This is a genomic window from Coprobacter fastidiosus (assembly GCF_030296935.1).
Classification (GTDB): Bacteria; Bacteroidota; Bacteroidia; order Bacteroidales; family Coprobacteraceae; genus Coprobacter; species Coprobacter fastidiosus.
In genome coordinates this window covers 3,350,980-3,365,739 of the sequence record NZ_AP028032.1, presented here as the reverse complement: position 1 = coordinate 3,365,739, position 14,760 = coordinate 3,350,980, and the positions used below count along the sequence as shown (strand labels likewise).

The window sequence follows — 14,760 nt, the reverse complement described above, 5'->3', positions numbered from 1 at the left end:
GTAAAATTCAGACAGGCTCTTAATCCCGGTCATTATCCATATCGATCACATTGAAATTCATATCGAATTTGATTTCCCAGAAATTGGACAACTTTACTTCATAATCGTAACGGTCTCTCTCGATACTAAGTACCTTCGCTTCGGGATAGTTCGTTTCTACATATTTTTTTATAGGGGCTGGAATAACCTTAGCCGGTACAACAGTTGACTTACAGTTTACTTCCGTCCATTCGCCTTTCTTATCGAATTCAAGTTGGTCTCCATTATTAAAAACCACATCATAAGATTTATCGAACAACTCGGTCTCCATTTTCACAAAAGCGATTTTAGCTTTCGGGAAATGTTGTTTTACAAATTTTTGTGCCGCTTGAGGCAACTGAGTAAAATTAATCGGCTTATCATTATCTGCCAATGCTACTTGAATAGAAAATACACATACGAATAAAAAGATCAACTTTTTCATAATCTGAAATTTTAAAGGTTACTACTGATTATTTTTATTTCTTGATACAAAGATTAGACACAATTCTGAAAAGATTCTGGAATTTTCATCCTGTCTCGAAAAAAAATAAAAATAATTTTTATGCAACTCGACTTATTATACAGATTCAAAAAACTATTTATATTCTAAGTTAAAACCTTGCGCTTTTAAATAACCTTCCATATCATATTTCAATGCTTCCCGATAGTAGTTAAGCATGTGAGCGCACCAATCATTATCAGTCTTCACTCCCGCTCTGCAACCGTTATATTCACAAATTAAACGATCGTAGGTTAATAATTCCTCCGTCATATCATCGGTTCGATAATGGTTTTTATGTATCAAGACCGATAAAGGCTGTTTCGGTTTCAGATCGGGAATCTCCCGAGGATAACCGATAGAGAGTCCGCAAGCAACAAATACCCCCTTCGGAAGCTGCAAAACTTCTGCGACACGAGCCGGATCGGCTGTTCGGGCATACCCGATACAGCAGCTTCCCAGGCCCAAAGATTGTGCTGCAACCACGGCATTCTGCATTGCCAGAGCCGCATCGATCAATCCGATCATTACTCCGTCCATTTTATCCTGAATACGGGGAAAATCGAGCTCCTTGGCTTTTGCCAATAGAGACACTTTATTAAAATCGACACAAAAAACCAGAAATACGGCAGACGTCTTTATTTGCTTCTGACCGATAATTTCATATAGCAGTTCTTTTTTTTCCTGATCTTCTACCGCAATAACCGAATATTGCTGACCGTTGTAACTGGTCGGTGTACTCGCTATCGCCCGATAAATCAAATCAAGCTTTTCCGGTTCTATTTTTTCCCGTTCATAACGTCGAACCGAAGTCCGTTTCAACAAGACATCTTCTATAACTTTCATTCTACCTCCTCACATTAACAAATTAAAATCTGAACATCAAACACATTGACGAAAGATATTGTTTATAAACAGGCCCTTACTTTACAAGACGGCAAGACGGGTCATTCAATTCCATCAGACCGATCTGCATATAATCCTGCATCATATCTCTCGGTTTTTTAATTTCATCGTTCCACATAGCTATATCTATATCTAAAGGAACAATTCCTACTTTTTTACCGCCCGGAGTACGTCCGGCAGCCTTTTCCATTTCCTTAAAAATACGAAATAAATCTTCAAATTCCAATTCCGTTTCCAAAACGCCTACACAATTGTGGTAATTCGGCTGAGGAATACTGCTCACCGGAACGGTTTCATAACAAGAAGAGAATTTCGCAGACGAGACTAATCCCCGAATCTCCACACAACTTTTTTTCACTAATAATTTTCCTCCGGGAACATTCGATCCCAAACAAACAATTGCCCTGTTCATCGTACTAATTATATATCTTTCATTGATAACTGCACTCTTTTCCGCTCTTTATCCACACTCATCACTTTTACCATAATCTGCTGATGTATAGATACTATCTCTGTTGGATCAGATACATATCTGTCTGCCAATTGCGAAATATGCACCAACCCGTTTTCTTTAATACCGATATCTACAAAACATCCGAAATTAGTAATATTCGTCACAATTCCCGGAAGTAGCATTCCTTCCTTGAGATCATCTATCGTTTTCACCGAAGCATCGAACTCGAACACTTTAATAGTTTGTCGAGGGTCTCTACCCGGTTTATCAAGTTCTTCTAAAATATCTTTCAAAGTCGGCATCCCGACTTCTTCAGAAAGATAATTCTCCAGCACCAACCGTTTACGAAGTTCTTTATCAGCTATCAATTCTTTGACGGTACAGCCTAAATCAAATGCCATTTTTTCTACCAAAGCATAACGTTCGGGATGCACTGCCGAATTGTCCAAAGGATTTTCCGACGAAGCAATTCTCAAAAAGCCGGCAGCTTGTTCAAAAGCCTTTTCTCCCATACGAGGAACTTTCAGCAATTCTTTTCGGGAGTGAAACGGTCCGTTTTCCTTACGGTAATCTATGATATTTTGCGCCAACTGAGGTCCTAATCCTGAAATATATACCAACAGATGCTTACTTGCCGTATTAATATCCACACCGACAGAATTAACACAATTCTCGACAGTCTGATCCAAAGATTTCTTAAGCTTACCCTGATCAACATCATGCTGATATTGTCCTACTCCGATAGATTTCGGATCTATTTTCACCAATTCCGCAAGCGGATCCATCAAACGCCGGCCGATAGATACAGCACCTCTTACAGTTACATCATACTCCGGAAATTCTTCTCTGGCAACTTTCGAAGCAGAATAAACAGATGCACCATTTTCACTGACGACAAATACCTGGACTTTTCTATCATAACGCAAATTGGTAATAAAATTTTCTGTTTCCCGACTTGCCGTACCATTACCGATCGCTATTGCCTGAATGTCATATACCTCTACTAAATGCGTTATTTTTCGAGCCGAACCGGAAACATCCTGACGAGGAGGATGCGGAAATATCGTCTCATTATGTAATAGATTTCCCTGAGCATCCAGACAGACGACCTTACATCCGGTACGAAATCCCGGATCGATTCCCAACACTCGTTTCTGCCCTAAAGGAGGAGCTAGCAACAGTTGTTTCAAGTTTTCAGAAAAAACCCGAATAGCCTCGTCATCGGCTTTTTCTTTAGACGATGCAGCAAACTCAGTCTCTATCGAAGGTTTCAATAAACGTTTATATCCGTCACGCACCGCATCGGATACAAACGCAGCCGCAGCCGTAGCATTCTTTATAAATTGACCTTCAAGACGGTCTATACAAAGTTCATCTTCCGGTGATATAGAAACTTTTAAAAAACCTTCGGCTTCTCCTCTACGCATTGCTAACAAACGATGAGAAGAACAACGATACAACGGCTCAGACCACTCGAAATAATCTCTATATTTCGCAGCTTCTTCAACTTTCGTTTTTACTACACGAGACGATATTACAGCTTCTCTCCGGAATAATCCCCGTACGGTATTTCTTGCTCTTTCATTTTCAGAAATCCATTCGGCAATAATATCACAAGCACCTTTCAACGCATCTTCGCTATCTTTAACTTCCCCTTTTATAAAAGCTGAAGCTTTATATCCCGGATCACCGGGTTGCTGAATCATCAGCCATTTAGCCAAAGGTTCTAACCCCTTCTCTCGGGCTATTTCCGCACGAGTACGACGTCTCGGTTTGTACGGCAAATAGATGTCTTCCAACTCCGTCATATCCCAAGAAGACTCTATACGATTTTTCAATTCCGAAGACAGTTTTCCTTGTTCCTCGATCGTTGAGAGGATTGTCTGTTTCCGTTTCTCTATTTCACATAATTTGTCATATCGGTTTTTTATATCGGCAATCTGCACCTCATCTAACGCTCCGGTCATCTCTTTCCGATAGCGGCTTATAAACGGAATCGTAGCTCCGTCCTCAAGTAAGGCTATCGTATTCGAAATCTGATCGGCCTTGACGTTCAAAGCCTTTGAAATCAACTGTGGAAATATTTTATTCATTCTCAAATAATAAATTTACTGAATTCTTACAATCTTATCAGCTATTCTCGTCTCATCATCTTGATGTGTAACATACAAGATAGTCTTTCCGTACCGGACCTGCCATTTCCGCAAATAGTCCATAACTTTTTGCTTCAGATCAAAATCGAGCCCTTTAAACGGTTCATCAAGCAAATATAAAGATGCAGGGAAAAACATCATTCGCGCCAATACGACACGTTGACATTCTCCCCCACTCAACGTTTCAGGAAAACGATCTATGCAATTTCGCATATCCAGTTGTTCCAAAATCTCGGTTATTTCTTTACGAACCGTCTCCTTCCGCATACAAGAGGCACGGGAAAGTGCAATATTTTCACATACTGTCAGATGGGGCAAAAGTCTATATTCTTGAAAAAGGAAAGCCACTTTGCAATCTTTTTTTAAAGGAACATCTCCCGCTTCGGCATGATCCAGTCCCGACAACAGACGCAACAAAGTCGTTTTCCCATATCCGGAAGAAGCCATCAAACAAGTAATTTTCCCCCTCGAAACAGACAACCGTAATTCCGATAATAAGATTTTATGTCCGTATCTCTTTCGAATCCCCTCTATATTAAGAATATCGGGAAAATTCTCCATTATTTTTTCCGCATAATCCTTTGAGGCGAAAGAAACCGGGAAATTATATTTTTCAGCCCTTTTCAATAACAATTCAAAACCGTATGATATGACTACGGCAATTAACGTCCATGCCAGCAAACGGGGAACTTCTATAAAGCCGTGAGCTTCACGAATCATAACACCGATACCCGTAACGGGTTGGGCCAAAGCTTCTCCCATAATAATAGCTTTCCATCCTAATCCTGCCGTAGAGATCAATCCGCTGAAAAGATAAGGCGATACTGCCGGATAAATAATATGTTTTATCTTTTGCTTTACCGAAAAAGTATACATATAGGACATTTCCAGCAAGGAGTGATCGATATTCCGAAAACCGGCTATTAAATTCTCGGTCAATACCGGAACTATAGTTATCAACGCCATTACCAGAGGAATATATTCCGGAGAAAACCAAATCAAAAATAAAAACAAAAATGAAATAATCGGAACGGAACGAAGTAAGGTCAAAAAAGGATGGATATAGGTGCGAAACGCATCCGATCGGGAAGCGCGCCATGCCAATATCGCAGCCAGACAAAGGGAAAGCAACATCCCGCATATTCCTCGCAACAAAGTTGATGATACGGCAGACAAAAAAGAGGCTTCCGAAAACAAATAAAATACTGCTGTAATAAGCTGAAAAGCCGAGGGAAAAATATCTTTATTCCCGATATATAGCGAAAAAAACTGCCAACATAGCAATACGGTAAACCATGAAGCGGCAATAAGAATATATTTTTTTCGCTTTTTCATAAAATCATATCGAATTATCAGATATATAGAATCTATCATCCGGGAACTTGCCTCCTATGGATTTCGGATAATACTTGAAAATAACCTGCAACAAACTATCTACTGAATTTCTGACCGAAGATCGTGACCTGTATTCGATGCGACAACGGTCATATACTGTTGCCAAATCAATTTTACCGGGTAGTATTTTGTAGTGTATCAGCCGACTTTCCGTTTCCGGATTTTCAGGTGTACTCTTCCTCACTGAAACCGACAATAAAGAATCGACAGAATTCAATAAATGTATGTCTTGCTTTATTTCCGAGCTAACGACTACTGCCGTTTGAGCAAAACCAACCGGACTGAATTTTTTTGCCAAATCACAACAAACAAATAATGATGAATCTTTTTGTAATGCCAAAGATACAAATGGTTCCGGCAATATAGCATCCGATATCTGACGACTCATCAAGGCTCTAAACATATCTTGAGGTGTAGAATAGGTATAATCGGGATAGACATCCTGTAAAGCAGAAACACTTTGTAAATATTTCAGCAATACGTCAGAAGTTGTACCCTGTCCAAATAAAAATATGGGAAACGGCGATTTATCGGTTCTACTTCCGGACGAGATCCAAAACAAATTTCCCCAAACCGGACAAGCCAAAAGAGAATAACCCGTATTTTTATTATACAAATTTACAGCAGAAGAAAGCGGCAAGACCGCCACATCTACTTTTTTTTGTATCATTAACGCCTGTACTTTCATCGGATTATCATACAAAACAATTTCGAACCGCTTTCCCTGAATACAATAAACAGAGTCTAACAAATTTGAAAATGCTATTGCCGAAGGCCCTTTCAACAGTGCCATACGAATTACAGGCGAATCGGACGGTGCTTTTCCACAAGAAAAACCTGTTATTAAAAAGAAAACGCAAATTATAACTTTTACGATATACATTTAAGTCGAATTACTGTTATCTCAGGCGTTGCTCCTACCCGCATCGGCATAAACACACAACCTATACCTTCGTTTACATATAAATACTGATTCCCCTCCCTATAAAGTCCGCTCCAACGAGGATAACGTATCTCCGCCGGAGAGTAACGCCAATCTCCCAACTGTAACTTAATTTGCATAGCATGAGTATGTCCCGAAAAAGACAAATCTATATTTGTACCCGATATAACTTCTTCATCCCAATGCATCGGGTTATGGGTTAATAAAATCTTAAAACAGTCATCATTCAAATCCGGATAAGCAGCCCTCAAATTTCCGTATTTCGGGAAAGGAGGTTCTCCCCAATTTTCAACTCCGATCAGGGCTACAGAATCATTACCGCTATACAAATACACCGACTCATTATTCAGCATTCGCCACCCCATCTCTTTTTCTTTTATTCTGAGGAGTTTCCGATCTTCTAATTTTTCCGATACATTTTTCCATGGTACATAATCCCCGTAATCATGGTTACCAAGAATCGAATATACTCCGTTCTTTGCTTTCAAACCGGAAAGCACATGCAAAAACGGTTCTAATTCGGCACTGCGCAACGTGACCAAATCGCCGGTAAAAACAATCAAATCGGGCTCTAATTTATTAACTTGCCGTACCATCTCGGATATGAATATTGTATCTGATCCAAAACTTTCTAAATGAATATCGGAAATTTGTACGATTTTATAATCATTAAATCCTTCCGGTAATCGGGATGACTCTACAGAAAGCTCTCGAATAACCAAACGCTCCCGATTGATAAACGCCCCATAAGCCATAGATCCGAAAACAAACAAAGCTCCTACAATTCCTGCATAATGGAATATACGGAGCATCTTTTTCCTAAACAGGCAAGACACATAATCCCATACAGAAAGTAAAAAATAAGTAATCTTAGGAGCATAAACCAAAAAGTAGATAAACATAAACCATATGAATACCATACGGTTATCGACATCTTGATGGTTCTTCATAAGAGCATAAGCAAACAAAAACGCAGCCAACAACAAACAATTAATTCCCCAATAAGATATACGCAGCCACACATACCGGCAGGTTTTCCGTATAATCCGGAAATAGATATAAAAGTCTATTGCAAAATTAATGCAAACTAATGCAAAGAAAGCTATCAGTTGTAATCTCATATTTTGAATAACACGTTAGCATATCGCTTTACAAAAATACAAATAATTCCGAATCTAAAAGATGTTATTCCGAAACTCCGACAATACATTAATTTTCTTTAGAATATCCTCTTGACACTGTTCCAAACCGAAAACAAATTTAATGATAATAAATCGTTTATTTTTTGTCGCATTGATTAAATATCCTTACCTTTGCAGCCTCTTAAGTAACGGATTATTTTATTTTTAGAGAAAAAGCTATTTTTCCGTTTCATAAAGATGAAAAACAGACAAACAATTAAGATACGAAGCAATATTAAAAAACAATTTTTGAACTTTTACATATTTAATTTATACACTTTATATTAATCATGACTTGGATTGAAAATCTGCTATTTACTCCTTCATCGGTTGCACATACGGTATTATTATATGCCTTTGTGATCGCTGCAGGAGTATATTTAGGGAAAATGAAAATCTTCGGCATATCCTTAGGAGTGACATTTGTGCTTTTTGTGGGGTTATTGGCCGGACATTTCGGATTTGTAGGAGAAGCCAATATCATGCACTTTATGCAAGAATTCGGGCTTATCCTTTTTGTTTATTCTATCGGGTTACAGGTAGGCCCGGGATTCTTTTCTTCCTTTAAAAAAGGAGGAATGACCCTGAACTTACTTGCAACGGGAATCGTATTGCTCAACGTCGCCGTAGCTTGTACCATCTATTTTTTAGCCAACGGTAGAGTCGAAATGCCTATAATGGTCGGTATTTTATCCGGAGCTGTAACAAATACTCCGGGATTAGGTGCAGCACAGCAAACTTTAGCCCAATTGCATTTCGACGGGAAACTCGACGTAGTGCCCGAAATTGCTTCCGGTTATGCAGCAGCTTATCCTTTAGGAGTTTTAGGTATTATCCTCTCAATGCTTATTATACGAGCTATATTTAAAGTAAAATTGGATAAAGAAAGCCGTCAAATAGAAGAAGAAACTGCAGCCAGTGTACTCAAGCCGCATCTTGTTACCTATAAAGTAGAAAACCAACTGATTTTCGGGAAACCTTTGGATGAACTAATGAAACTCATCGACCGCAACTTTGTCATTTCTCGAATAAAAAAGAGTAATAATGAAGTTATCATTCCCCAGTCTTCTACCATTATAGAGCAAGGCGACTTACTGCTGATTGTTCTGTCGATTCAAGACGAAGATGCGTTAAAAGCTTTTATCGGCAGCACGGTAGAGATGGATTGGGAAGCCATCCATGCTCCTGTGGTATCGCGCCGCATTCTTGTAACAAAATCGGAGTTTAACGGAAGAACGATAGGATCTCTTCGGCTACCGATGGGATACCGATTAAATGCCACCCGCGTCAATCGTGCAGGTGTCGATCTGCTTGCCAACCCGAACCTGACTTTGCAAATGGGAGACCGTCTGACTGTTGTAGGAAAACTGGAGGATATAAACCGTCTGGCAGAAAGACTCGGAAACTCGATGAAACGTCTTAACGAACCAAATATGATTACCCTTTTTGTCGGGATATTCTTAGGTATTATTTTAGGAAGTATTCCATTGGCGATTCCGGGAATGTCGTCATCCATGAAATTGGGATTGGCAGGAGGACCTTTAGTAGTTGCCATATTAATAGGACGTTTCGGATACAAAATGAAATTGGTAACTTATACTTCCACCAGTGCCAGTTTAATGCTTCGGGAAATAGGAATTTGCTTATTCTTGGCAAGTGTCGGAATTACGGCAGGAGGCACATTTGCAGAAACCGTATTCAGCGGAGACGGATTACTTTGGGTATTATGGGGATTCCTGATAACGATTATACCGCTTTTGATTATAGGTTCTATCGCTCGAGGTTATTATAAAATCAACTATTTTACACTTATCGGGTTAATCGCAGGGAGCAATACCGATCCGCCAGCATTGGCTTATGCCAATAAAACCACTTCGACAGATGCTCCCGCAGTCGCTTATTCAACAGTATATCCTCTAACGATGTTCTTGCGGGTACTTACCGCCCAACTATTGATTTTATTGTTTTGCTAAATAAAAAATGAAGCCCGGAAAATTCCGGGCTTCATTTTTAGTCACACCACTTTTCATTTCTAAAACTTAGCAATAATTCATCTTTTCGGTTTGCCTGTCCGACGTAAATATTCCATTCTTATTTTTCTTTTAATATCCGAATCGGATTGATACAATTTTATAACTTGTTGAGGAGACAAAATTTCCAATAAATTGTCCATATACTGCTTGTTTAAGGCATACAATTTACGCTCCCTGTCAAGATATTCCCGAAGTATCGTCTTAGCTTGTTCGTCAGACAACGTATCGGCATTCATTCGATTAAACAATTTATGATTCTGCATATTCAAACGGGCAACCTTTTTTTGATACTGCTTATATACAGGACGAAGTTGCGATATCTGCATTTCTGTAAGACTCAAACGTTCCTGTATTTCCGATAAAGAAACTTCAACCATTCTCTCTTGCAACTCTTTTTGTTTTTCATGAACAGGAAGTCTCTGTGCCCATAACATGACCGGCATACACATAAACAATAACATTAATATTCTATTCATAACTATCATATTTAATCTCAACTAATAAATTAATTATACCATTGATCGACAATCGTCCCACCTGTAATCTCCGTAAGGAACATCAAATCTTCATCGCTTAATTCATCGATCAACTCATCCATCGGCATATCCTTTCCTGTTTGCGAATATTTAAAATCTTCCGCTAAGGTTTCTTCCCACAACGCAATCTCCAAGCTCGAGTCTCTTTGAAAAGCATCATTAAAAATACTCCCGGCATTCTGGTCTGAAACAGAATAAAATTCTCTCAACGAATCACCAGCAGAAACTTCTGCCATCTTTAATCGATCCTGAACTTCTTTCTTATGTCCGACTCCTATGTAAACCAACAATAATAAAATTGCAGCAACACTCCCCAACATGTAGAAGAAATAGTTCCTGCGAACACCTGACTTTCGAGAAATTTTTTCTTGTCTGCAAGTCTCGTCGAGGACATTACGAGTAACTCTCTGTAAAGCCTCTTCATCTACCCGATAAGGTAAACGCTTACCAACCCGATCAAAATCAAAATCTTTATCTTTCATATCTGACTATTTACCATATATTTTTTTACTTTTTCCACAGCGTAATGGTAGCCGGTTTTCAATGTTGCCACCGATTGTCCTGTAATACGACTTATCTCTTCATAGCTCAGTTCATCATAATATCTCAAATTAAAAACAACCCGTTGTTTTTCAGGCAAACGCAAAATCGCCTCTTGAAATCTCAATAATAATTCATCTGCATCTGTATTATTTTCGGCATAAAGCGTTCGTATCAGCATATCACTGACCTCTTCATACGGTGTAAAAGATAACTTCTTACGGCGTAAAAATTGCAAACTTTCATTTGTCGCAATCCGATAGAGCCAAGTAAATAAACGACTTTCACCTCTAAATTCATCTAAAGACCGGTATGCCTTTATCAATGATTCCTGCAAAATATCCTCCGCATCCTCATTCGATACAACCAAACGCCGTATGTGCCAATACAGAGATTCACGATACATCAAGACCAGTTGTTCAAACCCTGCATTACACATTTTCGGGTCACGCAACTTCATTATTATATCCTGCTCTGTATCTCCAACCATAAAACAAAATCTAAATTTTTAATTAATTCTATCTATTGGATGCCTATTTATCAATAAAGTTAAACCTATTTACTTCAATTTTTTGCTTTATCTGTAAAAAAAGAAGATTTGTCGGTGAAAAGCTACCCTTTCTATATTTCGATTGGCTGAGAAAAGAGCCATATTTAACTTTGTATAAACACAAAAAGAAAGACTTATGAATTATTATCGTATCGGAATTTTCGTGTTTTGTTTCTGTACAGGAGGATTACGGTTATTATCTGCTCAAGAAAAACCTCAAGAGTGGACTTTAAAAAACTGCATAGACTATGCACTGACACAAAACATTCAACTCAAAAAAAGTAAAATCGCATTAGAAAGCAGCCAGGTAGACAGCAAATCTGCCCGAGCCAAATTGTTCCCGTCTCTTTCATTCGGGTCAACTCAACAGTATATAAATACACCTTTTCCCGAAGGTAACAGTTTAGATAATTACGTAGTTACCGGGAGTAAAGGCAGTAGCAAAAACTCATACACCGGAAACTATTCTCTTCGATCATCGATGACCTTGTATAATGGAGGAAAATTGCGAAATAACATCAAGTCTTCCAAACTACAAGAACAAGTACAACAATATTCGGTAGAAGAAGAAATCGATAATATCGAAACTTCTATTACCGAAAGTTTTTTACAAATACTATATGCACAAGAGTCTGTAAAAATCAATGAAGAAACCGTAGCTCTTTCAAAACTACAATGCGAACGTGGAAAGGCTCTATTGGAAGCCGGTTCTATTTCTCAAAGCGACTATGCCCAATTAGAATCACAATACAGCTCGGATAAATACCAACTCGTACTTTCACAAACGACTCTGGAAAGCAACATACAGACGTTAAAACAACTTCTGGAAATGGATATGACAGAAACTCTGAGTATTTCTACTCCGATTCTCGAAGCACATGACGTCCTGACACCATTACCCGGAAAAGAGGAAGTTTACCAATCGGCTTTAAATTTTATTCCCAGCATACAAAGCGGAAAACTCGGAATAGATATTGCCAAACTGGAACACAAAAATGCCAAAGCCGGATACTATCCCACTTTAGATTTGTCAGCAAGTGTCGGTACGGGCCATATTTCTGGCAGTGATTCTAATTTCGGACAACAAATGAAAAATAAATTGAACGAAAGTATCGGACTCACTCTAAGCATACCGATCTTCAGTAACAGAGAAAATAAATCGGCGGTAGAAAAAGCTAAATTACAAATTTCTGAAGCTGAATTGGAATACCTTAACGCTCAAAAAGAACTTCAAAAAACAATAGAAGATATTTACCTGGACGCAACTTCATCTCAAGCTCAATATGCAGCCGCCATAGAACAAGTAAAAGCATCAAAAACCAGTTACAATCTGGCACAAGAACAATTCAATTTAGGAATGAAGAATACGGTAGAATTGCTCACTGAAAAAAATAATTTTCTTTCAGCACAGCAAGAAATGTTACAAGCCAAATATATGGCTATTCTAAATGCTCAGTTATTAAGATTCTACCAAGGCAAAGAAATAACTCTTTAAATAAAAACGAATAAAAAATTAAATAGACATATACAATGAAAATAACAAAAAAGAAAACCGTCCTTATTGTCATAATCATAGCGATCATAGGAATAGTTATATGGATGTTAAGTAACCCATCCAAAAAGAACGAAATAACATTCGATACGGCAATTGTAACAAAACGAGACATATCGAACTCGGTAACAGCAACGGGAAGTATAGAGCCCGTTACCAAGGTAGAAGTCGGTACTCAAGTATCCGGAATCATCGATAAGTTATATGCAGATTATAACTCAACAGTAACCAAAGGGCAACTAATCGCCGAAATGGACAAAGTTACTTTGCAAAGCGAACTCGACTCTAAACAAGCGGCTTATGACGGAAGTAAAGCTGAATATGAATATCAACAGAAGAAATATGCCCGTAGCAAAACTTTATATGACAAGAATCTGATCAGTGATACCGAATATGAAGAGGCTGTCTATAACTATGAAAAAGCAAAAAGTACTTATCAAAGTCAAAAAGCAGAGCTGGCAAAAGCAAAACGAAATCTTGCCTATGCAACCATCACATCACCTATCGACGGTGTCGTAATAAGCCGTGATGTTGAAGAAGGTCAAACCGTAGCCGCCGGATTCGAAACTCCTACCCTCTTCACGATCGCTGCAGACCTGACCCAAATGCAAGTAGTTGCAGATGTCGATGAGGCAGATATAGGCGGTGTTGAAGAAGGTCAACGAGTAAGTTTTACCGTAGATGCATATCCCAATGATACATTCGAAGGAAAAGTTATGCAAATACGCTTGGGAGATGAGAGCAGTTCAAACAGTAGCAGCACCTCTTCTACATCGACCGTCGTTACTTATGAAGTAGTTATTTCAGCCCAAAATCCGGAATACAAACTAAAACCTAGATTAACAGCAAACGTAACAATCTATATCCTCGATAAAAAAGATGTACTTAGTGTTCCGGCAAAAGCTCTTCGATTTACTCCGGAAGCTCCGTTGATCAATCCAGACAATAAAATCATCGATTGTAAGGCAGAACATAAAATATGGACACTCGAAGGAAACACCTTTACCGCCCACCCTGTAAAGATCGGTATTACGAATGACATATACACAGAGATTCTCGACGGCGTTACGGAAGGAATGGAAATCGTTACAGAAGCAACGATAGGACAACAAACTAATCCTGAAATTTTTATAGGGGAATCTAAAGAACAAAATCCATTCATGCCTGGCCCTCCGGGAAGAAATAAAAAAGATAAAAAATAATTCACCGACAATAAAAAGGAACGGATAACTATTTATTATGAAAAAAGTAATCGAATTACAAAATATAAGAAGAAATTTCCAAGTCGGAGATGAAATCGTCCACGCTCTTCGGGGTATATCGTTTACGATTTATGAAGGTGAATTCGTAACGATTATGGGAACATCCGGATCTGGTAAATCAACACTGCTCAATACATTAGGGTGTCTCGATACTCCAACAAGCGGTGAATATTTTCTGGATGGCATATCCGTGCGCACGATGAGCAAATCGGCACGTGCAATATTAAGAAACAGAAAAATCGGCTTCGTATTCCAGAATTACAATCTTTTACCCAAAACAACAGCCGTAGAGAATGTAGAGCTCCCGCTGATGTATAATCCTGACATCAATAGTGCAGAAAGAAAAAAAAGAGCGATAAAAGCTTTACAAGATGTTGGATTGGGAAACCGCCTGGAACACAAATCGAACCAAATGTCCGGAGGCCAAATGCAACGTGTGGCTATCGCACGTGCATTGGTAAATAATCCGGCCGTAATTCTTGCCGATGAAGCAACCGGAAACCTTGATTCGAGAACATCTTTCGAGATTCTCGTACTCTTCCAGCAATTGCATGCCGAAGGGCGTACGATTATTTTCGTTACTCACAATCCGGATTTAATACAATACAGTAGCCGGAATATCCGATTACGGGACGGTAAAGTCATAGAAGACTCTATAAATAAAAATATCATGTCGGCAGCAGAAGCGTTAGCGGCTATGCCTAAACCCGAAGATGACGAATAAAACGTAAAACA

The 14,760-nt window shown here is 38.7% G+C and carries 14 protein-coding genes; 4 read left to right on the top strand and 10 right to left on the bottom strand.

Annotation, left to right across the window (positions count from 1 at the left end):
- Window positions 1-19 precede the first annotated feature (19 nt).
- The 7 genes from QUE35_RS13325 to QUE35_RS13295 form a co-directional block, all read right to left on the bottom strand.
- Window positions 20-463 carry a PepSY-like domain-containing protein gene (locus QUE35_RS13325; RefSeq protein WP_022599782.1) on the bottom strand — a complete coding sequence of 148 codons (444 nt, stop codon included), beginning with the start codon at window positions 461-463 and terminating at the stop codon, window positions 20-22.
- A 153-nt stretch (window positions 464-616) separates the two neighbouring features.
- Window positions 617-1,366, bottom strand: coding sequence for a nitroreductase family protein (locus QUE35_RS13320; protein ID WP_022599780.1), 750 nt, complete (start codon window positions 1,364-1,366; stop codon window positions 617-619).
- Window positions 1,367-1,442: 76 nt separating this feature from the next.
- Complete coding sequence (locus QUE35_RS13315) at window positions 1,443-1,838, bottom strand: 2-amino-4-hydroxy-6-hydroxymethyldihydropteridine diphosphokinase (protein ID WP_009317367.1); 396 nt, start codon at window positions 1,836-1,838, stop codon at window positions 1,443-1,445.
- 8 nt (window positions 1,839-1,846) lie between these two features.
- Window positions 1,847-3,973 (bottom strand): Tex family protein, encoded by a 2,127-nt coding sequence (locus QUE35_RS13310; RefSeq protein ID WP_022599778.1) that lies wholly within the window; start codon window positions 3,971-3,973, stop codon window positions 1,847-1,849.
- 15 nt (window positions 3,974-3,988) lie between these two features.
- Window positions 3,989-5,368, bottom strand: a complete 1,380-nt coding sequence (locus QUE35_RS13305; RefSeq protein WP_009317369.1) for an ATP-binding cassette domain-containing protein — start codon at window positions 5,366-5,368, stop codon at window positions 3,989-3,991.
- Between the two features lie 4 nt (window positions 5,369-5,372).
- A complete protein-coding gene (locus QUE35_RS13300) occupies window positions 5,373-6,221 on the bottom strand; it encodes a hypothetical protein (protein WP_169721109.1) in 849 nt (282 codons plus the stop codon).
- A 77-nt stretch (window positions 6,222-6,298) separates the two neighbouring features.
- Window positions 6,299-7,492, bottom strand: coding sequence for a metallophosphoesterase (locus tag QUE35_RS13295; RefSeq protein ID WP_022599771.1), 1,194 nt, complete (start codon window positions 7,490-7,492; stop codon window positions 6,299-6,301).
- A gap of 350 nt (window positions 7,493-7,842) precedes the next feature.
- Here QUE35_RS13295 and QUE35_RS13290 point away from each other — a divergent pair, with 350 nt between their 5' ends.
- Complete coding sequence (locus tag QUE35_RS13290) at window positions 7,843-9,525, top strand: putative transporter (protein WP_022599769.1); 1,683 nt, start codon at window positions 7,843-7,845, stop codon at window positions 9,523-9,525.
- A 77-nt stretch (window positions 9,526-9,602) separates the two neighbouring features.
- Here QUE35_RS13290 and QUE35_RS13285 read toward each other — a convergent pair whose 3' ends face one another.
- The 3 genes from QUE35_RS13285 to QUE35_RS13275 are packed head-to-tail and all read right to left on the bottom strand — an operon-like array spanning window position 9,603 to window position 11,121.
- Complete coding sequence (locus QUE35_RS13285; protein WP_147404899.1) at window positions 9,603-10,061, bottom strand: hypothetical protein; 459 nt, start codon at window positions 10,059-10,061, stop codon at window positions 9,603-9,605.
- 29 nt (window positions 10,062-10,090) lie between these two features.
- Window positions 10,091-10,603, bottom strand: coding sequence for a hypothetical protein (locus QUE35_RS13280; RefSeq protein ID WP_009317376.1), 513 nt, complete (start codon window positions 10,601-10,603; stop codon window positions 10,091-10,093).
- Window positions 10,600-11,121 (bottom strand): RNA polymerase sigma factor, encoded by a 522-nt coding sequence (locus QUE35_RS13275; RefSeq protein ID WP_087879937.1) that lies wholly within the window; start codon window positions 11,119-11,121, stop codon window positions 10,600-10,602. The genes QUE35_RS13280 and QUE35_RS13275 overlap by 4 nt, the downstream gene beginning before the upstream one ends.
- 226 nt (window positions 11,122-11,347) lie before the next feature.
- On the opposite strand from QUE35_RS13275, the gene QUE35_RS13270 reads away from it, so the two are divergent.
- From QUE35_RS13270 to QUE35_RS13260, 3 genes are read left to right on the top strand one after another with little or no spacing between them, the layout of a single operon-like run.
- Entirely contained in the window at window positions 11,348-12,706 is a 1,359-nt protein-coding gene (locus QUE35_RS13270) for a TolC family protein (protein ID WP_022599766.1), read from the top strand.
- 41 nt (window positions 12,707-12,747) lie between these two features.
- Entirely contained in the window at window positions 12,748-13,965 is a 1,218-nt protein-coding gene (locus tag QUE35_RS13265) for an efflux RND transporter periplasmic adaptor subunit (RefSeq protein WP_044261372.1), read from the top strand.
- 37 nt (window positions 13,966-14,002) lie between these two features.
- Window positions 14,003-14,749 carry an ABC transporter ATP-binding protein gene (locus QUE35_RS13260; protein ID WP_022391001.1) on the top strand — a complete coding sequence of 249 codons (747 nt, stop codon included), beginning with the start codon at window positions 14,003-14,005 and terminating at the stop codon, window positions 14,747-14,749.
- Window positions 14,750-14,760 lie beyond the last annotated feature (11 nt).